This window comes from Pseudomonas japonica, from assembly GCF_013522925.1.
In the GTDB taxonomy this organism is placed as follows: Bacteria; Pseudomonadota; Gammaproteobacteria; order Pseudomonadales; family Pseudomonadaceae; genus Aquipseudomonas; species Aquipseudomonas japonica_A.
This window is the reverse complement of sequence record NZ_JAAMQU010000001.1, coordinates 140,928-165,294: the sequence shown is the minus strand read 5'-3', so window position 1 is coordinate 165,294 and position 24,367 is coordinate 140,928. Positions and strand designations below refer to the sequence as shown.

Sequence of the window (24,367 nt, the reverse complement as noted above, 5' to 3'; positions counted from 1 at the left end):
TATGCCAACCCTTTGGCACAACTGCCATGCAGCGACCCTTGCCGAGGGCCGCTATTCGATTATCGAAGATGCCGCCATCCTCACCGACGGCGGGTTGATCCAGTGGATCGGGCCCCACACCAATGCGCCGCGTGAGGCTGCCGCCGAACTGGTCGACCTGCAAGGGCGCTGGGTAACGCCGGGCTTTGTGGATTGCCATACCCACCTGGTATACGGCGGCAATCGCAGCGGTGAGTTCGAGCAGCGCTTGCAGGGCGTGAGCTACGCCGAGATTGCCGCCAGCGGTGGCGGGATCGCCAACACCGTGCGGGCTACCAGGGCGGCCAGCGAAGAAGCGTTGTTCGACAGCGCCCGCCGCCGTCTGGCCTGCCTTCAACGGGAAGGCGTGACCACGGTGGAGATCAAGTCTGGCTACGGCCTGGACCTGGCCAGCGAGCGCAAGATGCTGCGTGTGATTCGACGCCTGGGCGCTGAGTTGCCCGTCACCACACGCGCCACTTGCCTTGCCGCCCATTCGGTGCCGGAGGAGTACAAAGGCAACGCCGAAGGCTACATCGGCTACGTGTGTAATGAGTTGCTGCCTGCGCTGGCGAGCGAGGGCCTGGTGGACGCCGTGGATGCGTTCTGCGAGTACCTGGCGTTTTCCCCAGCGCAGGTCGAGCAGGTGTTCCAGACGGCCGCGCGGCTGGGCTTGCCGGTGAAACTGCATGCCGAACAACTGTCCTCGCTGGGAGGCTCGAGCCTGGCGGCGCGGTACCAGGCCCTGTCGGCGGACCACCTGGAGTTCATGACCGAAGCGGATGCCGCGGCCATGGCTGCGGCAGGCACAGTGGCCGTATTGTTGCCCGGCGCTTTCTACTTCCTTCGGGAAACTCAATTGCCACCGATGCAGGCATTGCACGATCACGGAGTGGCGATCGCCATTTCCACCGACAGCAACCCCGGCACATCGCCCACGCTTTCGTTGCGGCTGATGATGAACATGGCCTGCACGTTGTTCCGCCTCACACCCGAACAGGCGCTGGCCGGCGTAACCCTGCACGCCGCGCGGGCGCTGGGCCTGGGTGGTAGCCACGGCTCTCTGGAACCGGGCAAGGTCGCCGACTTCGTGGCCTGGGACATCGAGCGCCCGGCGGACCTGGCCTATTGGCTGGGCGGGGACCTGGATAAACGCATCATCCGCCATGGCGCGGAACTCACCTTCACGCAGGAACGCAGATGAACGACACCTACACCTTCACACAGGGCAGCGTGCCGCTGCTGATCAGCGTGCCCCATGCCGGCCTACGCCTTGCGCCGGCGGTGGACCAGGGCCTGGCAGAGCCCGCGCGCAGCTTGCCGGATACCGACTGGCATATTCCGCGGCTGTACGATTTTGCCGGTGAGCTAGGGGCAAGCGTGCTGGTAGCCGAATACTCCAGGTTCGTGATCGACCTGAACCGCCCGGACGACGACAAGCCGCTCTATGCCGGTGCTACTACTGGGCTTTACCCCGACACCTTGTTCGATGGCACACCGTTGTTCCAGCCGGGCCGGGCGCCCTCTGCCGAAGAACGCGCACGTTATCTGGAGGAGGTGTGGCGCCCTTACCACCAGCGGATCGCCCAGGAGCTGGCCCGCTTGCGGGAGGTTCATGGCTATGCGTTGTTGTGGGATGCGCATTCCATCTGCTCCCATGTGCCCCGGTTGTTCGACGGCAAGCTGCCGGACTTCAACCTTGGCACTTTCAACAACGCCAGCTGCGCCCCGGAGCTGGCCTCGCGGCTTGAGCAGGCATGTGCTCAAGCGGCGGGCTATACACATGTGCTCAATGGCCGTTTCAAGGGAGGGCACATCACCCGCCACTACGGTGCGCCGGCAAACGACATCCATGCTGTTCAGCTGGAACTGGGCCAGGCGACCTATATGAATGAGCAGCCGCCATTCGATTATCGCCCTGACCTGGCCGAGCCCACCCGCGCTGTGCTGCGCCGGCTGCTGGAAACCGCGCTGGCCTGGGGGCGGGAAACCTACCCGCGCACGTAGGAGCCGGCACTGCCGGCGAACCAAGGGGCAGAACAACCGCCGAAGCGTTTAGACGAGCACATACAGCCGTTTCAGGTTTATGATGGCCCACGGCTGATCAAACCCTTACGGAGCGCCAGATGCTGACCCTGTATCCGCAGATCAAACCCTATGCACGGCACGATCTCGCCGTGGATGAACCGCATGTGCTGTACGTCGACGAGAGCGGTTCCCCTGAGGGTCTGCCGGTACTGTTCATCCATGGTGGCCCGGGCGCCGGCTGCGATGCGGCAAGCCGCTGCTATTTCGATCCCAACCTGTACCGTATCGTCACCTTCGACCAGCGTGGGTGTGGCCGCTCCACGCCGCACGCCAGCCTCGAAAACAACACAACCTGGGACCTGGTGCGTGACATCGAGCGCATTCGTGAGCACCTGGGCATCGACAAGTGGGTGCTGTTCGGTGGTTCCTGGGGGTCTACCCTCGCGCTGGCCTACGCTCAAGCCCATCCGGAGCGTGTGCACGGGCTGATCCTGCGCGGCATTTTCCTGTGCCGCCCTCAGGAGTTCCAGTGGTTCTACCAGAACGGCGCCAACCGCATGTTCCCGGATTACTGGCAGGATTACCTTGCGCCTATCCCGCACGAAGAGCGCGGCGACTTGCTCAAGGCCTTCCACAAGCGCCTCACCGGCAGCGACCAGATCGCCCAGATGCATGCCGCCAAGGCTTGGTCCATCTGGGAAGGGCGCACGGCTACCCTGCGGCCCAATCCGCTGGTGGTCGACCGCTTTTCCGAGCCGCAGCGCGCGCTGTCGATCGCCCGTATCGAAACCCACTATTTCATCAACAACGCCTTCCTGGAGCCGGACCAACTCATCCGTGACGTGCACAAGATCGCTCACCTTCCGGCTGTGATCATTCACGGTCGCTATGACGTGATCTGCCCCTTGGATAATGCCTGGGAGCTGCATCAGGCCTGGCCCAACAGTGAGCTGAAGGTCATTCGGGACGCAGGCCATGCGGGCTCCGAGCCCGGCATCATCGATGCCCTCGTGCGCGCGGCCGACCAGATGGCCCGGCGCCTGCTGGACCTGCCCCTCGAAGAAGCATGAAGGGGCTGCTTCAGCGCGTGGCCAGCGCGCGGGTCGAGGTGGCGGGCGAAGTTGTCGGTGCAATCGAGCAGGGGCTGCTGGTGCTGGTCGCCGTGGAGCCGGGCGATACCACGGCGAATGCGGAAAAACTGCTGCATCGGCTACTCAACTACCGAGTGTTCTGTGACGCAGAAGGCCGCATGAACCGCTCGCTCGCTGACGTAAGCGGCGGCCTGCTGCTGGTTTCGCAATTTACCCTCGCAGCGGACACCCGCAGCGGCCTGCGCCCGAGCTTTTCCACCGCGGCTCCGCCAGCGCTTGCACGGGAACTGTTCGACTACCTGTTGGAGCAGGCTCGGCACGCTCATCCGGAAACGCAAAGCGGCCGTTTTGGCGCCGATATGCAGGTTCATCTGGTAAATGACGGCCCGGTAACCTTCCTGCTGCAGGCCTGAAACATCTCTGCCGTATGAAATTCCCCGCCGGGGCGTGAAAAATCCAATTTTGTAGCAGAATTTCTTCCCTGCCCCTGATGCGTTGTTACGCGGCGTGCTAGATAATCGCGCGCCGGGGGGGCAGAGGTTGCATCCCCGGTTTTGTTCTAAGTTGAGTGCTGGGCCGCCGCCGTTTAGGGAATCATTAAGCCCTTTTGGAGTCGGAACAATGCTCGCCAACCCGGCAACCGCAGCTGGTCGTTGGTTCAATATCTGTTTTTCGGCGAGGGTAGCTCGTGATTGCAAGTCCGTGTAACAAACCAAGAACAACCGGCAAACGCTTGCGCCACGCCTTCATGGCAGGCTCCGCGCTGTTCTGCCTGTTTGGCGCTGGGCAGCTGTGGGCGTTCAGCCTCGACGACGTTGCCGCCAGGGCGAAGGACCTTGCCGGACAGAAATACGAAGCCCCCAAAAGCAACCTGCCTCCGCTGTTCCGCGACATGAAGTTCGCGGACTACCAGAAAATCCAGTTCCGCACCGACAAGGTGGAATGGGCTGACGAGAAGTCGCCGTTCAAGCTGTCGTTCTATCACCAGGGCATGCATTTCGACACGCCGGTGAAAATCAACGAAGTGACCGCCACCACCGTCGATGAAATCAAGTACGACCCGCAGCGGTTCGACTTCGGCGACCTTCAGTTCGACCCCAAAAGCACCGAAAACCTGGGCTGGGCCGGCTTCCGGGTGCTGTACCCGCTGAACAAGTCGGACAAGCAGGACGAGGTAATGACCCTGCTGGGTGCCAGCTACTTCCGGGTGATCGGCAAAGGCCAGAATTACGGCCTCTCCGCCCGTGGCCTGGCGATCGACACCGCCTTGCCGTCGGGTGAGGAATTCCCGCGCTTCACCGAGTTCTGGGTCGAGAAGCCAAACCCCGAAGACAAGCAGCTGATCATTTATGCGCTGCTCGACTCGCCGCGCTCCACCGGCGCCTATCGCCTGGTGCTGCGCCCGGGTACCGACAGCGTGGTAGACGTGCAATCGCGCGTGTACCTGCGTGACCATGTAAGCCGCCTGGGTGTGGCTCCGCTGACCAGCATGTACCTGTTCGGCTCCAACCAGCCCTCCCGCGTGCTCAACTATCGTCGCGAGCTTCACGACTCCAATGGCCTGTCGATCCATGCCGGTAACGGCGAGTGGATCTGGCGCCCGCTGAACAACCCCAAACATCTGGGAATCAGCAGCTTCACCGTGGAAAACCCGCAAGGTTTCGGTTTGCTGCAGCGCGGGCGTGAATTCAGCCGCTACGAAGATCTGGACGACCGCTATGACCGTCGCCCAAGCGCATGGATCGAACCCCGTGGCGATTGGGGCAAGGGCACCGTGGAACTGGTAGAAATCCCTACCGCCGACGAAACCAACGACAACATCGTTGCGTTCTGGAGCCCGGAAAAGATGCCAGAGCCAGGTCAGCCGCTCGAGCATAACTACCGCATCCACTGGACCACCGACGAGTCCGAGCTGCATTCCAACGATATCGCCTGGGTCAAGCAGACCCTGCGCTCCACCGGTGACGTGAAGCAGTCCAACCTGGTTCGCCAACCCGACGGCAGCCTGGCCTTCCTGATCGATTTCGAAGGGCCGAAGCTCAAATCGTTGCTGGACGACGCTGGCGTGCGCAGCCAGGTCAGCGTAAGCGACAACGCCGACCTCGTGGAAAACAGCGTGCGCTACAACCCGGAAACCCAGGGCTGGCGCCTGACCTTGCGGATCAAGGTGAAAGACGGCAGCAAGCCGGTGGAAATGCGCGCGGCACTGGTGCAGGACATCGTGCCGGTCGATCCGCCCAAGCCGGTTGCCGAGGTCAAGGCCGAAGAGCCTTCCCATGGGCACAAGAAGGGTGGCAAGCACGACAAGGCTGCCGCGCCTGCCGAGACCACGGCCGCAGCGGAGCCCGCGCCGCAACCTGCTGAACCGGTCAAGACTGAAGAAGTGTTGACTGAAACCTGGAGCTACCAGTTGCCTGCCGATGAGTAAGCCAACAGAACGACCCGAAACGCTCCCCGAGTACCTGGCGCACCTGCCATTGAGCGAGGAGCAGCGCAGTGAACTGGCGCAGAGCGGCTCCTTTGCCGAACTGCACCAGCGTCTTTCCCGGCCCGATGGGGCCGAGACGGGCGCGCATGCCTCCGTGGGGCCTCGCCTCACGATCGGCTCTGCTGCTGAACTTGAACAGCATGAGATGCTGGACGTGGATGCCGCCGGCCGGGTTCGGCTCAAGGCTACTCCGCCGATCCATCGCACTCGCATGGTGCCCGAGCCCTGGAAAACCAACATCGTGGCCCGTGGCTGGCGTCGGCTGCTGGGCAAGGGCACCCCGCCCCAGCCCACCGATGACCGCCGCGAATTGCCCAAGGCGCGTTGGCGCATGGTGGGTTCGATCCGCCGCTACATTCTGCTGGTGTTGATGCTGGGGCAAACCCTTGTCGCCGGCTATTACATGAAGGGCATCCTGCCGTATCAGGGCTGGGCCTTGGTCGATCTCGACGAAGTGGCCCATCAGCCCTTGCTGCAAACCGCGCAGCAGGTACTGCCGTATGTACTGCAAACGACCATCCTGATCCTGTTCGGCATCCTGTTCTGCTGGGTGTCGGCCGGGTTCTGGACCGCGCTCATGGGCTTCCTTGAGCTGCTGACCGGTCGGGACAAGTACCGCATCTCCGGTGCCAGTGCGGGTAACGAACCCATCGAGCCGGGCGCGCGCACCGCGCTGGTGATGCCGATCTGCAACGAAGACGTGCCCCGGGTGTTCGCCGGCCTGCGCGCTACCTTCGAATCCGTGGCCGCGACCGGCGACCTGGACCGCTTCGACTTCTTCATCCTCAGCGACACCTACAGCGGTGATATCGCGGTGGCTGAGCAGCAAGCCTGGCTGGACGTGTGCCGCGAAACCAAGGGCTTCGGCAAGATCTTCTATCGCCGCCGTCGCCGCCGCGTCAAACGCAAAAGCGGGAACCTGGACGACTTCTGCCGCCGGTGGGGCAGCGACTACCGCTATATGGTGGTCCTGGACGCCGACAGCGTGATGAGCGGCGAATGCCTCACGTCTCTGGTACGGCTGATGGAAGCTACACCGGACGCCGGTATCATCCAGACCGCGCCCAAGGCATCGGGCATGGATACTCTCTATGCACGCCTGCAGCAGTTCGCTACCCGCGTGTATGGCCCATTGTTCACCGCCGGCCTTCACTTCTGGCAGCTGGGTGAGTCCCACTATTGGGGCCACAACGCGATCATCCGGATGAAGCCCTTCATCGAGCACTGCGCGCTGGCGCCACTGCCCGGCAAGGGGGCGTTCTCGGGCTCCATCCTGTCTCACGACTTTGTGGAAGCCGCGTTGATGCGTCGCGCTGGCTGGGGCGTATGGATCGCATACGACCTTCCAGGCAGCTATGAGGAACTGCCGCCCAACCTGCTCGACGAGCTCAAGCGGGACCGACGCTGGTGCCACGGCAACCTGATGAATTTCCGGCTGTTCCTGGTCAAGGGCATGCACCCGGTACACCGGGCGGTATTCCTCACCGGGGTCATGTCGTACCTGTCTGCGCCGCTGTGGTTCTTCTTCCTGGTGCTATCCACAGCGTTGCTGGCGGTGAACACCCTGATGGAGCCGACGTACTTCCTGGAGCCTCGACAGCTGTACCCGCTATGGCCGCAGTGGCACCCGGACAAGGCAATTGCCCTGTTCTCGACCACTATCGTGCTGTTGTTCCTGCCCAAGCTGCTCAGCATCATCCTGATCTGGGCCAAGGGTGCGAAAGAGTACGGCGGGCGAATCAAGGTCACCTTGTCCATGCTGCTGGAAATGCTGTTTTCCATGCTGCTGGCGCCGGTGCGGATGATCTTCCACACCCGTTTCGTACTGGCCGCGTTCCTTGGCTGGGCGGCAACCTGGAACTCGCCGCAGCGCGATGACGACTCCACTCCATGGGGCGAGGCGGTCCGCCGTCATGGCCCGCAAACCTTGCTGGGCCTGGTGTGGGCGTTGCTGGTCGCGGCGCTGAACCCGAGCTTCCTGTGGTGGCTGGCGCCGATCGTGGTGTCGCTGATGCTGTCGATTCCGGTGTCGGTGATTTCCAGCCGCACCAACCTCGGCTTGCGGGCCAAGGACGAGAAGATGTTCCTGATACCGGAGGAATACAACCCGCCGCAGGAGCTCGTGTCCACCGACGCCTATACCCATGAAAACCGCTGGCATGCGCTGCACCAGGGCTTTGTGCGGGCAGTGGTCGATCCGCGTCAGAACGCGCTCGCTTGCGCCCTGGCCACGGCGCGCCATGGGCATGCCAGGCCGGTTGAGGCCATGCGTGAAACCATGGTCGGCAAGGCGCTTCAGGGCGGCCCCGATTCGTTGGATGGCAATGCCCGGTTGTACTTGCTGAGCGATCCGGTTGCATTGAGCCGGCTGCACCAGCAGGTATGGGAAACCCGTAACGAAGCGTGGCTGGCCACCTGGCGCGCTTCCGTCGCGGCAGACCCCCACGCACCCGCGCTACCGCTTCAGCCGGTATTGAACGGTACGCTGGCCAACGCCTGATCCCACGAAAGGCAGGTCTCACAGCACGCTGTGAGGCCTGGGGGGAACTGTCTTGAGCGGTTTCTTATGCCTTATTCGCGAGCTACGCCTTCGGCTCCGCCCATCTCCTACACCCGCGCAGTTGGCCTGTAGGAAGCGGGCGTAGCTCGCGAACAAGGATGCGCGCCTAGAACAACCTGGCCAGCAGCGCCGTTACCGCCGTTTCCACCCGCAGTATGCGCTCGCCCATCTGCACGGGCTTCAGCCCGGCCAGCTTGAGCAACTCCACTTCATAGGGAATCCAGCCGCCTTCCGGGCCAATGGCCAGGGTGACAGGGCCTTCGACCGCGCGCGGGCAGGGTGGAAATTCTCCGGGGTGGGCGATCAACCCTTGGGTGCCGCTTGCGATTGCGCCAAGCCGGTCCTCCACGAAGGGTTTGAAGCGCTTCTCGATGATCACTTCCGGCAGCACCGTATCCCGGCCTTGCTCCAGGCCGAGTAGCAATTGCTCGCGAATGGCTTCAGGTTGCAGGAAGGGCGTTTGCCAGAAGCTTTTCTCTACCCGGTAACTGTTCACCAGGATCACCCGAGGCACGCCCAGCGTAGCAACCGTCTGGAATACACGGCGCAGCATCTTGGGCCGTGGCAGCGCCAATACCAGTGTAAGGGGCAGCTTGGCGGGCGGCGGATGGTCGAACGCTACGCGAAGTTCGGCGCAGTTCGTGTCCAGCACATCGATATGCCCCTCGCCCATGAGGCCATCCAGGCAACCGACTCTCAACGTGTCGCCTACCTCGGCCCGATGCACTTCACGCATGTGCGTAAGACGGCGGCCGGTCAGCCGTACGCGGCCTTCGTCGATAAAGTCCGACGGCTCCAGAAGCAACAGGTTCATGAGCGGGTAGCGGGTGGCTGATCGTTGCGATCCTGGGCCTCGGCGGCCTCTTCGCTACGTTTGCGGATCAAGGCGCCAAACAGTACGCCCACTTCAAATAGCAGCCACATCGGTACTGCCAGCAACGTCTGGGAGAAGATATCAGGCGGTGTAAGCACCATGCCCACCACGAAGCAGGCGATGATCACGTAGGGGCGCGCCTTTTTCAGCGCTTTCACGTCCACTACACCGATCCACACCAGCAGTATCACCGCGACGGGAATTTCGAAGGCTACCCCGAACGCAAAGAACAGGGTCATCACGAAGTCGAGGTAGCTGGTGATGTCCGTCATCATGGCAACACCGTCTGGCGTGGCCGCGGCGAAGAATTTGAACATCAGCGGGAACACCACGAAGTACGCGAATGCCATGCCCGCATAGAACAGCAGAATGCTGGAGACCAACAGCGGGATGGCGATGCGTTTCTCGTGGCGGTAAAGCCCCGGCGCTACGAATCCCCATACCTGATGGAGAATCAACGGTATCGCCAGGAACAGGGACACCGTCATGGTGAGCTTGAACGGCGTGAGGAACGGCGAGGCCACATCCGTGGCGATCATGGTCGCCCCCGGTGGGAGGTAGGCCCGCAGTGGCGCCGATACCAGGGTGTAGATCTGCTGGGCAAACGAAAACAGCCCGGCAAACACCACGAACACAACGGCAACGCAACGAAGCAGGCGGCTGCGCAATTCGGTCAGGTGGGACACCAGCGGCATGGGCTGGTCGTCTTCGGGTATTTCGCTCATGGTGCTGGGGTTGAATCCTGTGGCGGGCGCGGAGCCGGCTGTGGCTCGGTTTTCAGCGGCTCGGCGGGCGTGGTAGCAACTTCGCTGGTAGCGGGCCCGCTACTGATCCCGGTGCGCTCTACGCTGGCCGAGGCCGCCGCCGCCGGAGGTTCGGCTTGCGCGGGCGGGTGGATCGAAGGCGAGGCCTGATTGGCCCCCTGCGGGTCGATCAGTTTGCGGGCTTCCTGCTCCAGCGAGAGGATGTGCTCGTTGTGCAACTGGCGGCGAATTTCATCCGCGCCCAATTCCCGCTCGATCTCGGTCTTGATGGAATTGAAGCTGCGCTTGAGCCGGCCAATCCACAGCCCCGCCGTACGCGCGGCGCCGGGCAGGCGCTCTGGCCCAAGCACCAGCAGGGCTACAAGCCCTACCAGCAACAGCTCGCTGAAACTGATCCCGAACATGGCTCAGTCCCTGGTTGCGTCTTTCCGCACGGGTTCGTCCACACGCGTGTGCTGGCCATCGAGCGTGGTTGGCGGCGGCGTGATCGGGGAAGTGGCCTGCGGGTGAACGGGTTGCTGCGGCTCGCTGGGCTTTTCTTCATCGTTCATGGCCTTGCGGAAGCCTTTGATGGACTCGCCCACATCGGTGCCCAGGTTTTTCAGCTTTTTGGTGCCAAATACCAGTACAACCACGATCAGAATGACGATCCAGTGTTTCCAGTCAAAGATACCCATGGGCAACTCCGTAAAAGAATGAGGTTCAGGCCGACGGCGTGCGGGCTGCTTTTTCCGCGTGGCCAGAGAGGCCGAAGCGGCGTTCGAGTTCATCCAGCACGGCTTGGGGGTGCTGGCCCAGCGCCGCGAGCATTACCAAGCTATGGAACCATAGATCTGCGGTCTCGTAGATGACATCGCTGCAGTCGCCGCTGCGCTCGGCGTCCTTGGCCGCGAGGATCGTTTCCACGGACTCTTCGCCCACCTTCTCCAGAATCTTGTTCAAACCCTTGTGGTAGAGGCTGGCAACGTAGGAGCTGTCTGCCGAAGCGCCCTTGCGGGACTCCAGCACCTCGGCCACGCGAGCGAGGGTGTCATTCATGGTTGTGCCCTTGATAGATAGCGGCGGGGTCTTTGAGAACAGGTTCGACGGTATTCCACGCGCCGTTCTCGAACACCCGGTAAAAGCAGCTTTCGCGGCCTGTGTGGCAGGCGATACCGCCAAGCTGTTCGACCGCCATGACGATTACGTCGGCGTCGCAGTCCAGGCGAAGCTCATGCACCTTTTGCACGTGGCCGGATTCCTCACCCTTGCGCCACAGCCGGTTGCGCGAGCGCGACCAGTAGATGGCGCGGTTTTCCTGCGCGGTAAGGGCCAGGGCCTCGCGGTTCATCCAGGCCATCATCAACACGCGCCCGGTTCGGTGATCCTGGGCGATGGCCGGTACCAGGCCGTCGCTGTTCCAGTTGATCTCGTCCAGCCAGTCTTTCATCGTTTGCTCCACCACGTGTTTCGCTAGTGTGCCAGCCTAGCCTGCCACTGGCTATCCACGCGCTATCAGATACACCCCACAGGCCAGCATTACCCACGCCGGCCAGCCTTCGAGGCTGTTCAAGGTGCCAGCGGTGGACGCCATTACCGCACCAGCCGCTACCAGAACACCACCCATTACCCGCAGCGCCATTTCCTCGCGGCGGCGCCGCCAGGGCGGGGGAGCGTCCTTGCGGTGCGGCTGGGACATGCGCTCCAGCAGGTCGCGGGTCATGTTGGCCAGGTGCGGGAGTTGCTCGATCTGGGCCTGCACGTTGCCGAGCACCGTGCGCGGGCTCATCCGCTCACGCATCCAGCGCTCCAGGAACGGCTGCGCGGTCGCCCACAGGTCAAGGTCCGGATACAGCTGGCGGCCCAGGCCTTCGATGTTCAAAAGGGTTTTCTGCAGCAGCACCAGCTGCGGCTGCACTTCCATGTTGAAGCGGCGCGCGGTCTGGAACAGCCGCATCAAGACCTGACCGAAGGAAATGTCTTTGAGCGGCTTTTCGAAGATAGGCTCACAGACGGTACGGATCGCGGCTTCGAACTCGTTGAGCTTGGTTTCGGCGGGCACCCAGCCCGAATCGATGTGCAGCTGGGCTACACGGCGATAATCACGCTTGAAGAAGGCAAACAGGTTGCGGGCCAGGTAGTCCTGGTCCTCCGGTGTGAGGCTGCCGACGATGCCACAGTCGATAGCGATGTAGCGCGGGTCCCACGGTGCCACCGTGCTGACGAAAATGTTGCCCGGGTGCATGTCTGCATGGAAAAAGCTGTCCCGGAACACCTGGGTGAAGAAAATCTCCACGCCCCGTTCCGCCAGCAGCTTCATGTCCGTGCGCTGGTCGGCCAAGGTCGCCAGGTCGTTGACCTGAATGCCGTAGATGCGCTCCATCACCAACACTTTCGGCCGGCACCAGTCCCAGTAGATCTGGGGCACGTACAACAGGTCGGAGTCTTCGAAGTTGCGCCGCAGCTGGCTGGCATTGGCGGCCTCGCGCAGCAGGTCCAGTTCGTCGTAGATGGTTTTCTCGTAGTCAGCCACCACGTCGATCGGGTGCAGCAGGCGGGCATCGGCGGACACGCGCTCGGCCAGGCGCGCCAGAATGAACAGCCAGGCGATGTCCTGGCTGATGATCGGGCGCAGGCCTGGCCGCACCACCTTGACCACTACCTCTTCACCGGTTTTCAGCCGCGCGGCGTGAACCTGCGCCACAGAGGCCGAGGCCATGGGTTCGACGTCGAAGCGGCTGAACACGCTGGTAATCTTCATGCCCAACTGGGCTTCGATCAATTGCATCGACTGCTGCGGATCGAATGGCGGCACCCGGTCCTGGAGCAGCATCAGCTCGTCGGCGATGTCTTCGGGCAGCAGGTCACGGCGAGTGGAAAGGATTTGCCCGAACTTGATGAAGATCGGGCCCAGGTCCTGGAGCGCCAGGCGCAGGCAGGCACCCCGGCTGAGCTGGCGGTTGCTGCGCGGGAACCAGCGCCACGGCATGCCGAAGCGCAGGATGCGCAGCCACCAGGGCAACGGCAGTGCGAGCAGAAGGTCATCGAGGCGGAAACGGATGGCAACGCGCAGGATGCGGAACAAACGAAGTACGGCGGCGAGCAGCTTCATGCGTTATCGCTGGCTTCAAGGGTTCGGAGCAGGCGGTCGAAACGCGCTTGCAGGCGGTCGGTGTCGAGCTTGAGCTGGTCGAGCTCGCGCAGGCGCGCCTCGGCTTCTCGCTTTCCGACCAGGGTTCGGGTTTCTTCGTTCAAGTAATCGGAAAGCGTGGCCAACATCCGGGCGCTGCCCCGTTGCGCCCATTGAGCGCGCAAACGCACATGCCCGCCCAGCAAGGCTGCCGGTACCGGGCCCAGCCAGCGGGAAATTTCGTATTCCCAGTCCAGCTCCAGGCCTTGCAGTATGGCCGCCAGCTCGGTCAGCGCGGCGCTGTCGCCGCTGAGCGAAACCTCGGGTGCATGCAGTACGCGGGTTTTGTCCTTGCGCAGGGCCAGCTGTATCAGCGTGCCCAGCGGGGCCTGAAGCGTGCAGTCAGGTGGCGCCTCCCAATGGCGGGCGAGGGTGAGGCCTGCGGGGCCAGGTATCAGATAGAGGCGCTGCCGCGGCTGCGCGCAGTCCACCAGGATAACCTGGCCCTGCAGGCGCCCAAGCCGTGGCAGTGCAGTGCTGTCCAGCCGCAAGGTGGCATTGAGCCCGGCCTCGATCGCAGCCAGCAGGCCATCGGTCAACATCAGGGTTTGATGCCCCGGTGCAGGGCAACGATACCCGAGGTCATGTTGTGATAGGTCACGCGGTCGAAGCCGGCATCCACCATCATGGCCTTGAGGGTTTCCTGGTCGGGGTGCATGCGGATCGACTCTGCCAGATAGCGATAGCTCTCGGCATCATTGGCGATCAGCTTGCCCATCAGCGGCATGAAGGCGAACGAATAGGCGTCGTAGGCCTTGGACATGACCTTGCTGGTGGGCTTGGAGAACTCCAGCACCAACAGCCGCCCACCCGGCTTGAGCACGCGCAGCATCGAACGCAGGGCGTCTTCCTTGTGGGTCACGTTGCGCAGGCCGAAGGCGATGGTCACGCAATCGAAGTGATTGTCGGGGAAGGGCAGCTTTTCAGCGTCGGCCTGCACGAACTGCACATTGCCCGCCACGCCCAGGTCCAGCAGGCGGTCCCGCCCTACCTTGAGCATCGAGGCGTTGATGTCGGCCAATACCACTTCGCCGGTAGGGCCAACCAGCTGGGAGAACTTGCGAGTGAGGTCGCCCGTGCCGCCGGCGATGTCCAGCACCCGGTTGCCCATGCGCACGCCGGACAACTCGATGGTAAAGCGCTTCCACAGGCGGTGCATGCCACCGGAAAGCAGGTCGTTCATCACATCGTATTTGGCCGCCACCGAGTGGAACACTTCCGCGACCTTTTTCGCCTTCTGGCTTTCGGGAACGTTCTGATAGCCGAAGTGAGTGGTGGGTTCGGCATCGCTGCCTTTGCGCTGATCGTTCATATCGCTGTCACCGGAAAAATTACCGGCCATTCTAATAGGCCGGGGCTGCATTTGTCTTGGCGTATGGAACATGTCGACAACCGCGTTAATATATCGGCCATTTTTCTGCGATCGAGGTCTTTCATGAGCCATATCCGGGTAGAACGCAAGCATCAGCTGGGCAAGGAAGTCGCGAAGGAAAAAGCCGAGCGCCTTGTGGAAAAGCTGGTTTCCAAATACGACATGAGCGCCGAGTGGAACGGCGACGTGGTGGAGCTCAAGCGCAGTGGCATCACGGGGCAGGTAGCGGTAGGGGACGATAACGTGGTGGTGGACCTGAAGCTGGGCATGATGTTGTCGATGATGAGCGGGATGATCGAATCCGAGATCGACCGGGCACTGGACAAAGCCCTCGCCTGAGCCCCCCTCCCGTTTCGCTTCTAGGAAGACCTTTCTAATTTTTGCTTCTACCCTCGGACGTGACATGCCGCCTTCCGGCGGCGTGTGTCGCGCGGCTGTGCGGTGCGCGTTTCTCCATCTTCGGAAAACGAGGGCAACTAATGGCTACCCTGACGCTGAGAAAGAAAGTGCACATTCCCACCGAGCCCGTCGAGCATGCCGGCAAAGAGGCACGGTCCTACATGCGCAAGGTGTGGTTGGCAGGCCTGGGCGCTTATAGCCGCCTCGGCCGTGAGGGCCTGGATTATCTGCGCGAGCTGATCCGTGCCGGCGAGGACGTTGAAGCCGAAGGCAAGCAGCTGTTCGACCGCAAGTTGCGCGCCGCCAATACCCAGATCGACGAAGTGACTGATGAATTGTTCGACGCCGGCAATCGGCTGGAGCATCAGGCAAGCCGTCTGGAACGGGCCTTCGACGCACGGGTGGCCGGTGCGCTTCACCGCATCGGCATTCCTTCGCGTCAGGACGTGGAACGATTGTCCGCCAAACTCGACCAATTGCAGGTGCTGGTGGAATACGCCGCCCGCAAGCAATAAGGAGCGCCTCATGGCTAGCAAGAAGAAAGTAGAGAAGGAAGCCGCTTCGTGGGTTGGCGGCATCGAGAAATACTCCCGGCAAATCTGGCTGGCGGGGCTGGGGGCATACGCCAAGATCAGCACGGACGGCAACAAGCTGTTCGACAGCCTGGTGAAGGAAGGCGAAAGCGCCGAGAAGCAGGCACGTGGCGAAATGGACAAGCAGGTGGACACGGTCAAGGCCACCACTCGCTCGAAGGTGGGCGGGGTCAAAGACAAGGCCCTGGGTAAATGGGGCGAACTCGAAGAGGCGTTCGACAAGCGGCTGAACAGCGCGATTTCCCGCCTTGGCGTGCCCAGCCGGAACGAGGTGGCCGCGCTCAACGAGAAAGTTGACCTGTTGATGCGTGAGCTGGAGCGTTTGACCGGCGCCACGGTACCGCAGGCCCAGGCGGCGCTTCAGGCGCCGGATGACCTTGCCACCAAGCCATTGGCCAGCGCCACACGCCGGGCCAACGCCAGCAAGCCATCGACGGCGAAGGCGAGCAAGCCTGCCGGCTCGGCTACCTCTACCAACGCCGCAGCCAAAACCACGCTGAACAAGGCGAGCAAGGCGGGCGCCAAGGCAGTGGGCGAAGCGGCATCCACGGCCAAGGCAGCGACTACGGCAGAGAAAAAGCCCCGTACCCGCAAGCCCGCAGCCAAGGCGAGCGCGGCCAGCACCGCCAACTCGGCAACCCCGGCTTCGTCGCCCGCTACTGCTCCGGCGGCCGAACCCGCAACGCCTGCCTGAGCGCTTCGGTCAAGGCAGGTAGCGCCTGGCCAACGCTTCGACGTCCTCACGGGCGTCGGAGTGCAGGTGTGGGGCAATGATCATCATCGCCTGATACACCATCACGCCTACTTCGGGCTCCTGGCCCAGGATGCGCTGGTAGTCCAGGCTGCATACCAGCGTCATCGCCGTTTGGTCGCTCAGGGCAGTGAGCGTGCCATTGCCTCCCGCCAGGCGAGGGTTCTCTTCGAGGCTGGCCAGCAGCGCCACAAGCGTTCGGCGCAATGCCTGGATGATCTCGCGCATGCCACGGCCCAGGCGCGGCATGCGGCGGGCCATGTTGGACAAGTCCATGAACAGGAAGCGGTACCGCGCCATGCGCTCGGCCACCAGGTGCAGAAACAGCCAATAATCTTCAGCCCCCAGCTGCGCCGCCGCGGGTGGGCGCAATAATGGCCGCAACTCCTGCTGGAACACTTCGAACAAGCCCAGGATCAACGGCTCCTTGCCGTGATAGTGGTAGTACAGGTTGCCAGGGCTGATGCCCAGCTGGCTGGCGACTTCCACGGGCGTCACGTTCGGTTCGCCGTGCTCGTTGAACAGCCCAAGCGCGCACTCGAGGATACGCTCGCGGGTTTTCGCTCCAGCCGATGGCGGCATGCCTTACTCACCCAATACGTAGGTTCCAGGCGCCGCGCCCAGTGCCGGAAATTTCTCGCTGCCCACTTGGGTGATCGGCGCGCGTAGCGGGCCGCTGCGCTCTTGTACCCAGGCCAGCCAGGGTGCCCACCAGCTGCCTTCGTGGCGCGTGGCGTCGTAATACCAGGCGCGCGGGTCTCCGCTGAGCTTGGGGTTTTCCAGATACCAGGCTTCGCTGGCTCGCCCCGGAGGCGCCAGCATGCCCCGTACGTGCCCGCCGCTGGAAAGTACCAGCCGGTGCGTTCCGCCCAGCAGCTGGCTGGAGCGATAGATCGAATCCCAAGGGGTGATCTGGTCGTTCAATGCGGCAACCGTGAACGTGTCCACGCCTACCAGGGACAGGTCCACAGGTGTGCCACACACCTCGAGTGCGCCGGGGCGCGGCAGCGGGTTGTGTTTGAACAGGTCGAGGAGGTCCCCATGCAGCGCGGCGGGCAGGCGAGTGGTGTCGTTGGCCCAGTACAACACGTCGCTGGCCTCCGGCTCCCGCCCCAGCAGGTAGTTGTTCACCCAGTATCGCCAGATCAACTCGTTGGGGCGCGCCAGGGCAGCCCATCTGGCCAGCTCGCGGCCATCCAGCACGCCCAGCTGATAGGAACGGCGCTTCGCCGATTCCAGGGCCTCTTCCCCAAGGAACAAGCTGGCCGGGCCTTCCAGGTGCGCGTCCAGCAGGCTCACGAAGTAGCTGGCGCTCTGTACTCGCCCCAATTGCCGCTTGCGCTGCAGCACACTTTGCAGCGCGGCATTGATAAGGCCCCCGGTGCATCCGCCTACCAGGTTCACTTCGCGGCTGGCGCTTATTGCCCGGCAGGCATCCAGTGCTTCCTCCAGTGCCTGTACGTAGCGTGACAGGCCCCACTCGCGGTGGCGCGGGGTAGGGTTGCGCCAGCTCACCATGAACACCTGCAGGTTATGCTTGAGCGCGTATTGCACAAAGCTGTTGGCGGGCGACAGGTCAAAGATATAAAAACGGTTGATCGGGGAGGGCACCACCAGCAGCGGGCGCTTGTGCTGCTTCTCGCTGAGCGCGCCGTACTGGATGAGTTCGAGCACCTCGTTGCGCAACACCACCGCGCCGGGTGTGGTTGCCACTTGCTTGCCCACCTCGAACGCCTGCGGAGGCACTTGCCGAGGCAGGCCCTGGTGGTGCCTCAGGTCTGCCAACAGGTGCCGGGCGCCCCGCAGCAGGCTCAGGCCACCGGAGTTGAACACCTCCTTGATCGCCTGGGGGTTGAGCAGGGTGTTGCTGGGCGCGATCGCGTCATCGAGCAGTGCGAAGAGAAAGCCTGCGCGGATTCTGGATTGCTCATCGAGCTGGCTGTCCTGCAGCCATTCCTGCAGCCCTTGCTGGCAACTGAGGTACGCCTGCAGCCCCCGCTTGTACAAAGGGTTCAGTGCCCAGGTAGGGTCGTTGAAGCGGGTGTCGGAAGGGTCCGGCGCGAACAGCGTGTCGCCTAGCATCACGCGGCCCAGCCGGCCCCCGAGCGCCAGGGCGTGGCGGCTGGCATGAAGTGGGTGTCGCAGCCCGTGGGTGGCCACGCTGCGCACGGTGTCGATCAGGTCCTTTCGCTGCAGGCCGGTGATCACACTCTGCGCGTTGATGTAGTCGGCAGACGTGGCCGGGCTGCTTTTGGCGACCTTGGTTTTCATGAGGCGCTCCGATTAGTGATCGCTGCTCGCGGTCGGCGCCGGCCGTGGATGTACCACCGCCCGCTGCCGTTCCTCTTCGAGAAACTTCATGATGATCGGGGCCACAGCACCAGCCCGGGTTACCAGGAACAAATGCCCGTCATCGATAATGTGTAGCTGTGCATTGGGAATCCGCCAGGCCAGCAGGCGCATGTTGATCAGGGGGATCAGCGGGTCGTCGTCCCCGGCCAGTACCAGGGTTGGCTGGTGAATGCGATGTAGCCAGTGGATGCTGGTCCAGCCCAGCCCGGCGAACAGTTGCCAGTAGTAGCCCAGCTTGCCGGACGAGCGCACCTTGCGCGCATGGGCCATGGCCAGGTCCGGCTCCCGGCGGAAGCTGCCGCCGTAGATTTCCGGGGCAATCCGCACGCCGTGCGAGGGCTGGATGTAGCGCCGGGGGCTTGCCATCAACCACAGCACCCGCGGCTTGCCTGGCACCATGAACGCTCCCGCCGATGTTGCCGCCAATACCAGCTTTTTGCAGCGTTCGGGAAAGTCATGGGCGAACTGCTGCGCTAGCGCGCCACCCCAGGAAACGCCGATCGCATTCACTTGCCCGTAATCGAGGTAATCGAGCATCCGCACGGCAAGCTTCGCCAGGCCGGGAAAGCGATAGGGCAGGTTAGGGGTCGAGGAGCCACCCACGCCCGGCACGTCGAAGGCGATCACCTCCAGGTCGGGGTCCAGCGCGGCCACGAAGGGAAATACCAACTCCAGGTTGGCGCCGATACCGTTGAAGATCAGCAACGGAGTAAGGTGCGGTTTGCCCGGTCGCACGGCCGTGCGGATCGCCTGGCCATTGATGTCGATGGTGCGAAATACATAAGAAAGCGGCATGCGCGCATCCTGTGTGGCGGGCGGGTGTCGGCCTTAGCGCTCGTGCACGTACGTGCCGGGCGAGGGGTGCGCGGGTGGGTACCGCTTGTTGCCGAGCTGAGCGGGCGCCTCGCGCATGTCGCCCGAGCGATTCACCAGCCACAGGCCCCAGTGCAGCCACCACGAGTCCAGGTGCTTGGTGGCGTCGTTCTGCCATGCCTTGGGCGCGATGGGCATGTCCGGGTTGGTCATGAAGCGTGCCTTGGGGTTGCCCGGCGGGTTGAGGATGCTCTGGATATGCCCGCTGCTGGAGAGCACGAATTCCACGTTTCCACCAAACAACTGCGCCGACTTGTAGCAGCTGGTCCACGGGGTGATGTGGTCATTGCTGCCCGCTACGCAGAAGAGGTCGCTGGTGACCTGCTTGAGGTCGATGGCGGTACCGCACACCTCCAATGCGCCTGGATGAATAAGCGGGTTATTGCGAAAGAGCTCGATCAGGTCGGCATGAAAGGCGGCCGGCAGGCGGGTGGTATCGTTGTTCCAGAACAGGATGTCGAATACCGGCGGCTCATTGCCCAGCAGGTAGTTGTTCACCCAGTAATTCCAGATCAGGTCGTTGGGGCGCATCCAGGCAAATACCCGCGAAAGGTCCCGCCCTTCCAGCACGCCACTCTGGTAGGAATGTCGCTTGGCGGCTTCCAGCGTCTGGTCATCCACAAACAGCGCCACGTCCGTGTCCAGGTTGGTATCCAGCACGCTCACTACCAGCGTAAGGCTGTGGACCTTGCTCTGGCCAAGCGCGGCGTAATGGCCCAGTAGCGCGGCGCAGGTGATGCCACCCGAGCAGGCGCCCAGCAGGTTCACATCTTGGCTCGCGGTTATGTCGCACACGGCGTCGATGGCTTCCTTCAGTGCCTCGATGTAGGTAGACAGCCCCCATTCGCGCTGCGCCTTGGTGGGGTTGCGCCAGCTGATGATGAACGCTGGCACCTGGCTGCGGACCACAAAGCGCACCAGACTTTTTTCAGGGCTGAGGTCGAACACGTAGAACTTGTTGATCTGTGGCGGCACGATGAGCAGAGGCCGCTGATAGACCTCACCGCTGGCCGGCTTGTAGTGGATAAGCTCGAGCACATCGTTGCTGAACACCACCGAGCCTTCGCTGGTGCCCAGGTTGCGCCCTACTTCGAACGCCCCCATGTCGACCTGGCTCGGCATGCCGCCGTTCTTCACCAGGTCCTTGGCCAGGTGCCCAGCCCCGTCGAGCAAGCTTTTACCACCGGTTTCGAACAGGCGCTTGATGGCTGCGGGGTTGGCCAACGTGTTACTGGGCGCCATCGCCTCGGTCATCAGGTTAAGCACAAAATGTGCGCGATTGACGTCTTTGGGCTCAAGGTTGCTGGTGTCGATCCAGGCATGCAGCTCCTTGCGCCAAGCCAGGTACCCCTGCAGGTAGCGTCGGTACAGGAAGTTCTCGTTCCAGGCCGGATCAACGAAGCGCCGGTCACCGGGTTCCGGCGCGAGGCGGGATTTGCCCAGCATCACGTCCCGCAGCTCTGCGCCGAATTTCAGGGTGTGGGTAAGGCTGTGCAAGGGCTGGCGAGCCACTTGGCGCAGCACCATGCGTGCCGAGGAGAAGAGGTCCTTGCGGCGCAGCCCGAGTATGGGGTTAAGGCCCATGCCGGTGTCGTTGGCCTGGGCCGTAATGTCTTCGGGGTTTCTGTCGCCCATGCCCGAGGCTCCGTGTTTGCGCTGTTGCCAATGCAACCGTCGAAAGTAGCCCACAGCAATCAGAGCATCCGGTAGGCGCGATGCACGCGGCCCTGTCCACAGGGCGCGCACACACTTTCGCGCCTGCAAACAGTGGTTACCTTAGTTGGGCATACAGCACAAGCAAGCCCATGATGGGCACTAGCGCAAGGTGGATTCGCTCAAGGAACGAATTTCACCACGGATTCGACCGGATCACGGGACCTGCCGGCCGAGTGCAGCGCGGCCAGGTACTCCTCCCAGAGGCTGTCGCGGCGGGTAGCCAGCTCATAGAGGTAATCCCAGGTATACAAGCCGCTGTCATGCCCGTCATCGAAGATCAGCTTGAGCGCGTACTGGCCGGCAGGCTCCACGCCGGTCAGCGCAACCGCGAGCTTGCCATATTGAAGGATCGGCTTGCCGTGGCCTTGTACTTCGGCCGATGGAGAGTGCACGCGCAGGAATTCCGCCGGCAGGTCATAGGATTCATCAGGGCCGTACGTGAGGCTAAGAATTTTCGAAGCCTTGTGCAGCTTGATGGCGGTGGGGCGTCGGGTCATGGTGCGCGCTTCCAGAGTAACGAAAAGGGCCCCGAAGGGCCCCATGAGGAGAACCGGCGACCGGTCGCGTTACAAAATATAGCGCGACAGGTCTTCGTTTTCCGCCAGCTCGCCAAGGTGGCTGTTCACGTACTCGGCGTCGATCCGGATAGGCTCGCCGTTCTGTGCGCCCGCCAAGTCGCCCGCGCTGAAGGAAACCTCTTCCAGCAGCCGCTCGAGCAGTGTGTGGAGGCGGCGAGCACCGATGTTTTCGGTTTTTTCGTTCACCTGCCAGGCAATTTCAGCCAGGCGCTTGATGCCGTCTGCCTGGAATTCCACGCCAAGGCCTTCGGTCTTGAGCAGTTCGCGGTACTGCTCGGTCAGGGAGGCATGCGGCTCGCTGAGAATGCGCTCGAAATCACCAGGCGTGAGGGCTTTGAGCTCCACGCGGATCGGCAGGCGGCCTTGCAACTCGGGCACCAGGTCGCTGGGCTTGCTCAGGTGGAACGCACCCGAGGCAATGAACAGGATGTGGTCGGTTTTTACCATGCCCAGCTTGGTGTTCACCGTGCAGCCTTCGATCAGCGGCAGCAGGTCGCGCTGTACGCCTTCACGGGACACGTCAGCGCCGCCGACATTGCCGCGCTTGGCAACCTTGTCGATCTCGTCGATGAACACGATACCGTTCTGCTCGACCGCCTCCAGGGCCTGGGCCTTGAGCTCTTCTTCGTTCACCAGGCGCCCGGCTTCTTCGTCGCGTACCAGCTTCAGCGCCTCTTTCACCTTGAGCTTGCGCGCCTTGCGGCGGCCCTTGCCCATGTTGGCGAAGAGGTTCTGCAACTGGCTGGTCATTTCTTCCATGCCAGGTGGCGCCGAGATGTCCACGCCAACGCTTTCGGCGACTTCGATCTCGATTTCCTTGTCGTCCAGCTGGCCTTCACGCAAGCGCTTGCGGAACAGCTGGCGGGTGTTCGAATCGCTGCTCGGGGCCGGATCTTCGTTGAAACCCACCCGCGCTGGCGGCAACAGGGCGTCAAGGATGCGATCTTCGGCGGCGTCTTCGGCGCGGTGCTGCACCTTGATCATTTCCTGCTCGCGCAGCAGCTTCATGGCGGCGTCGGCAAGGTCACGAATGATCGACTCTACATCGCGGCCCACATAGCCCACTTCGGTGAACTTGGTGGCCTCGACCTTGATGAACGGGGCGTTGGCGAGCTTGGCCAGGCGCCGGGCGATCTCGGTTTTACCTACACCGGTAGGGCCGATCATCAGGATGTTCTTGGGGGTGACTTCAGCGCGCAGCTCGGCAGGAAGCTGCATGCGCCGCCAGCGGTTGCGCAGGGCGATAGCGACGGCGCGCTTGGCATCGTCCTGGCCGATGATATGGCGGTTGAGTTCGTGGACGATTTCGCGGGGGGTCATGGACATGGCGTTGATGGCCTCGGGCATGTCACTGCGCGAGGTCCTGCTCCTCGATGGTCAGGTGATGGTTGGTGAAAACGCAGATGTCCGCGGCGATGTTAAGCGCGGATTCGGCGATTTCCCGGGCCGACAGATCGGTCTTGTTCAGCAGCGCGCGGGCGGCTGCCTGAGCGAAGGCGCCACCGGAGCCCATGGCGATCAGGCCGTCCTCGGGTTCCACCACGTCGCCGTTGCCGGTGATGATCAAGGATGCGTCCTTGTTGGCTACGGCCAGCATGGCTTCCAGGCGGCTGAGGGAGCGGTCGGTACGCCAGTCCTTCGCCAGTTCCACAGCGGCGCGCACCAGATGGCCCTGGTGTTTTTCCAGCTGTGCTTCAAAGCGTTCGAAGAGGGTGAATGCGTCGGCGGTGGCCCCGGCGAAACCCGCGATGACCTGACCGTGGTACAGGCGGCGGACCTTCTTGGCGTTGCCTTTCATCACGGTATTGCCGAGGGAAACCTGGCCATCCCCGCCCATGACGACTTTGCCATGGCGGCGGACTGAAACGATGGTGGTCAAGGGAACGTCCTCACGCTGCGGGGCGAAAATGCCCAATGCAGACAGATGTGGGGATGCCTGGGAAGGATTTCAACCGGTGCAAGCCCCAATCCCTGAATGGGGCCCTCCCGTACCTCTGTAGCAGCCAGCCTTGGCCGCGACAGGGCAGACATCGATATGCGCCCTTTCGCGGCAAACGCGCCTGTTACCGGTTTTGCCGCTGTTGCAGCAGCAGGTTGTTGAAGCCGCTGCCGGCGAGCATCTTCTGCGCCGCGGTGAGCTGCTCGCGGTTGCTGAACGGGCCCACCAGCACCCGGTACCAGGTTTCCTCCTTCACCGTACCCGATTCCACCTGCACAGCCTGGCCCAGCAGAATGATCTGGGCGCGAACCTTGTCGGCATCCGTTTGCTTGCGGAACGAGCCCGCCTGTAGGTAGTACTGGGTCGTCGCCGCTGGCTTGATGACCGGCGGTGGGGGCGGCGGTACCTGCCCCGAGAGCGCAGCCTGGGCCCTCGCGGTATCTATCTTCGCCGCTTCGGCCGGGGTTACAGGCTGGGCGGGCACCGGCGGGGTTTTCTCCGGCACCGCTTCCGGTGGCACGATCACCTCGGATTCGGGCAGCAGTGTGTAGAAGTCATACTTGGGTTTGATCTTCTCCGGGCTGGGCGGGGTTTTTTCCATCTCGGCCTTTGCCGCTGCCTTTTGCTCCTCGGGCTTGACCCGTTTGACGTCGCTACGCCCCGGTTCGAGCTTCATCAGGAACACAATGAAGGCGCCCACGGACAGCCCGATGGCCAGCCACAGCCAGCCCGGTACGGGTTTTTTCGCAGGGGCCTGGTTGCGGCTGGCGCCACGCTTGGGTGCAGGTTTTTTCGCCGCCAA

General features: G+C 62.9%; 26 protein-coding genes. 9 read left to right on the top strand and 17 right to left on the bottom strand.

What is annotated here, in order from left to right:
* The first annotated feature begins 1 nt into the window (after nucleotide 1).
* From hutI to mdoH, 6 genes are all read left to right on the top strand, one after another.
* Entirely contained in the window at nucleotides 2-1,222 is a 1,221-nt protein-coding gene (hutI, locus tag G7016_RS00745; protein ID WP_181110922.1) for an imidazolonepropionase, read from the top strand.
* On the top strand, nucleotides 1,219-2,025 hold the full coding sequence (hutG, locus tag G7016_RS00740) for an N-formylglutamate deformylase (RefSeq protein ID WP_181110921.1): 807 nt from the start codon (nucleotides 1,219-1,221) through the stop codon (nucleotides 2,023-2,025). The genes hutI and hutG overlap by 4 nt, the downstream gene beginning before the upstream one ends.
* 119 nt (nucleotides 2,026-2,144) lie before the next feature.
* The gene (gene pip, locus G7016_RS00735; protein WP_181110920.1) at nucleotides 2,145-3,116 is read left to right on the top strand and encodes a prolyl aminopeptidase; all 972 of its coding nucleotides are present in this window, start codon (nucleotides 2,145-2,147) and stop codon (nucleotides 3,114-3,116) included.
* Nucleotides 3,113-3,550, top strand: coding sequence for a D-aminoacyl-tRNA deacylase (gene dtd, locus G7016_RS00730; RefSeq protein WP_181110919.1), 438 nt, complete (start codon nucleotides 3,113-3,115; stop codon nucleotides 3,548-3,550). Before pip ends, dtd begins: the two co-directional genes overlap by 4 nt.
* Nucleotides 3,551-3,825: 275 nt before the next feature.
* Entirely contained in the window at nucleotides 3,826-5,565 is a 1,740-nt protein-coding gene (locus G7016_RS00725; RefSeq protein ID WP_308812121.1) for a glucan biosynthesis protein G, read from the top strand.
* Nucleotides 5,558-8,125, top strand: coding sequence for a glucans biosynthesis glucosyltransferase MdoH (gene mdoH, locus G7016_RS00720; RefSeq protein ID WP_181110918.1), 2,568 nt, complete (start codon nucleotides 5,558-5,560; stop codon nucleotides 8,123-8,125). Before G7016_RS00725 ends, mdoH begins: the two co-directional genes overlap by 8 nt.
* Before the next feature lie 166 nt (nucleotides 8,126-8,291).
* Here mdoH and G7016_RS00715 read toward each other — a convergent pair whose 3' ends face one another.
* The 9 genes from G7016_RS00715 to ubiE are packed head-to-tail and all read right to left on the bottom strand — an operon-like array spanning nucleotide 8,292 to nucleotide 14,304.
* The gene (locus tag G7016_RS00715; protein ID WP_181110917.1) at nucleotides 8,292-8,999 is read right to left on the bottom strand and encodes a 16S rRNA (uracil(1498)-N(3))-methyltransferase; all 708 of its coding nucleotides are present in this window, start codon (nucleotides 8,997-8,999) and stop codon (nucleotides 8,292-8,294) included.
* Entirely contained in the window at nucleotides 8,996-9,784 is a 789-nt protein-coding gene (tatC, locus tag G7016_RS00710; protein ID WP_181110916.1) for a twin-arginine translocase subunit TatC, read from the bottom strand. The genes G7016_RS00715 and tatC overlap by 4 nt, the downstream gene beginning before the upstream one ends.
* Nucleotides 9,781-10,227, bottom strand: coding sequence for a Sec-independent protein translocase protein TatB (gene tatB, locus G7016_RS00705; protein ID WP_181110915.1), 447 nt, complete (start codon nucleotides 10,225-10,227; stop codon nucleotides 9,781-9,783). The genes tatC and tatB overlap by 4 nt, the downstream gene beginning before the upstream one ends.
* A gap of 3 nt (nucleotides 10,228-10,230) precedes the next feature.
* Nucleotides 10,231-10,500, bottom strand: a complete 270-nt coding sequence (locus G7016_RS00700) for a twin-arginine translocase TatA/TatE family subunit (protein ID WP_181110914.1) — start codon at nucleotides 10,498-10,500, stop codon at nucleotides 10,231-10,233.
* 25 nt (nucleotides 10,501-10,525) lie between these two features.
* Entirely contained in the window at nucleotides 10,526-10,861 is a 336-nt protein-coding gene (locus G7016_RS00695; protein WP_121782595.1) for a phosphoribosyl-ATP diphosphatase, read from the bottom strand.
* On the bottom strand, nucleotides 10,854-11,252 hold the full coding sequence (hisI, locus tag G7016_RS00690; protein WP_181110913.1) for a phosphoribosyl-AMP cyclohydrolase: 399 nt from the start codon (nucleotides 11,250-11,252) through the stop codon (nucleotides 10,854-10,856). Before hisI ends, G7016_RS00695 begins: the two co-directional genes overlap by 8 nt.
* 51 nt (nucleotides 11,253-11,303) lie before the next feature.
* On the bottom strand, nucleotides 11,304-12,914 hold the full coding sequence (gene ubiB, locus G7016_RS00685) for a ubiquinone biosynthesis regulatory protein kinase UbiB (protein WP_181110912.1): 1,611 nt from the start codon (nucleotides 12,912-12,914) through the stop codon (nucleotides 11,304-11,306).
* Complete coding sequence (locus G7016_RS00680) at nucleotides 12,911-13,534, bottom strand: ubiquinone biosynthesis accessory factor UbiJ (RefSeq protein WP_181110911.1); 624 nt, start codon at nucleotides 13,532-13,534, stop codon at nucleotides 12,911-12,913. Before G7016_RS00680 ends, ubiB begins: the two co-directional genes overlap by 4 nt.
* On the bottom strand, nucleotides 13,534-14,304 hold the full coding sequence (gene ubiE, locus G7016_RS00675) for a bifunctional demethylmenaquinone methyltransferase/2-methoxy-6-polyprenyl-1,4-benzoquinol methylase UbiE (RefSeq protein WP_181110910.1): 771 nt from the start codon (nucleotides 14,302-14,304) through the stop codon (nucleotides 13,534-13,536). Before ubiE ends, G7016_RS00680 begins: the two co-directional genes overlap by 1 nt.
* A gap of 123 nt (nucleotides 14,305-14,427) precedes the next feature.
* Here ubiE and G7016_RS00670 point away from each other — a divergent pair, with 123 nt between their 5' ends.
* From G7016_RS00670 to G7016_RS00660, 3 genes are all read left to right on the top strand, one after another.
* Nucleotides 14,428-14,703 (top strand): polyhydroxyalkanoic acid system family protein, encoded by a 276-nt coding sequence (locus tag G7016_RS00670; RefSeq protein ID WP_181110909.1) that lies wholly within the window; start codon nucleotides 14,428-14,430, stop codon nucleotides 14,701-14,703.
* Between the two features lie 140 nt (nucleotides 14,704-14,843).
* Nucleotides 14,844-15,278, top strand: a complete 435-nt coding sequence (locus G7016_RS00665) for a phasin family protein (protein ID WP_181110908.1) — start codon at nucleotides 14,844-14,846, stop codon at nucleotides 15,276-15,278.
* A gap of 10 nt (nucleotides 15,279-15,288) precedes the next feature.
* Nucleotides 15,289-16,050, top strand: a complete 762-nt coding sequence (locus G7016_RS00660; protein WP_181110907.1) for a phasin family protein — start codon at nucleotides 15,289-15,291, stop codon at nucleotides 16,048-16,050.
* A 9-nt stretch (nucleotides 16,051-16,059) separates the two neighbouring features.
* On the opposite strand, the gene G7016_RS00655 is transcribed toward G7016_RS00660, so the two are convergent.
* The 8 genes from G7016_RS00655 to G7016_RS00620 form a co-directional block, all read right to left on the bottom strand.
* Nucleotides 16,060-16,689, bottom strand: coding sequence for a TetR/AcrR family transcriptional regulator (locus tag G7016_RS00655; RefSeq protein WP_181110906.1), 630 nt, complete (start codon nucleotides 16,687-16,689; stop codon nucleotides 16,060-16,062).
* Between the two features lie 3 nt (nucleotides 16,690-16,692).
* The gene (phaC, locus tag G7016_RS00650; RefSeq protein ID WP_181110905.1) at nucleotides 16,693-18,378 is read right to left on the bottom strand and encodes a class II poly(R)-hydroxyalkanoic acid synthase; all 1,686 of its coding nucleotides are present in this window, start codon (nucleotides 18,376-18,378) and stop codon (nucleotides 16,693-16,695) included.
* A gap of 12 nt (nucleotides 18,379-18,390) precedes the next feature.
* Nucleotides 18,391-19,254 (bottom strand): poly(3-hydroxyalkanoate) depolymerase, encoded by an 864-nt coding sequence (gene phaZ / locus G7016_RS00645; RefSeq protein ID WP_181110904.1) that lies wholly within the window; start codon nucleotides 19,252-19,254, stop codon nucleotides 18,391-18,393.
* Between the two features lie 33 nt (nucleotides 19,255-19,287).
* On the bottom strand, nucleotides 19,288-20,967 hold the full coding sequence (phaC, locus tag G7016_RS00640; RefSeq protein ID WP_181110903.1) for a class II poly(R)-hydroxyalkanoic acid synthase: 1,680 nt from the start codon (nucleotides 20,965-20,967) through the stop codon (nucleotides 19,288-19,290).
* Between the two features lie 200 nt (nucleotides 20,968-21,167).
* Nucleotides 21,168-21,545 carry a gamma-butyrobetaine hydroxylase-like domain-containing protein gene (locus G7016_RS00635; protein ID WP_181110902.1) on the bottom strand — a complete coding sequence of 126 codons (378 nt, stop codon included), beginning with the start codon at nucleotides 21,543-21,545 and terminating at the stop codon, nucleotides 21,168-21,170.
* A gap of 69 nt (nucleotides 21,546-21,614) precedes the next feature.
* The gene (hslU, locus tag G7016_RS00630; protein WP_181111280.1) at nucleotides 21,615-22,952 is read right to left on the bottom strand and encodes an ATP-dependent protease ATPase subunit HslU; all 1,338 of its coding nucleotides are present in this window, start codon (nucleotides 22,950-22,952) and stop codon (nucleotides 21,615-21,617) included.
* Nucleotides 22,953-22,974: 22 nt separating this feature from the next.
* Complete coding sequence (gene hslV / locus G7016_RS00625) at nucleotides 22,975-23,505, bottom strand: ATP-dependent protease subunit HslV (RefSeq protein ID WP_181110901.1); 531 nt, start codon at nucleotides 23,503-23,505, stop codon at nucleotides 22,975-22,977.
* Between the two features lie 184 nt (nucleotides 23,506-23,689).
* Nucleotides 23,690-24,367 carry an SPOR domain-containing protein gene (locus G7016_RS00620; RefSeq protein WP_181110900.1) on the bottom strand — a complete coding sequence of 226 codons (678 nt, stop codon included), beginning with the start codon at nucleotides 24,365-24,367 and terminating at the stop codon, nucleotides 23,690-23,692.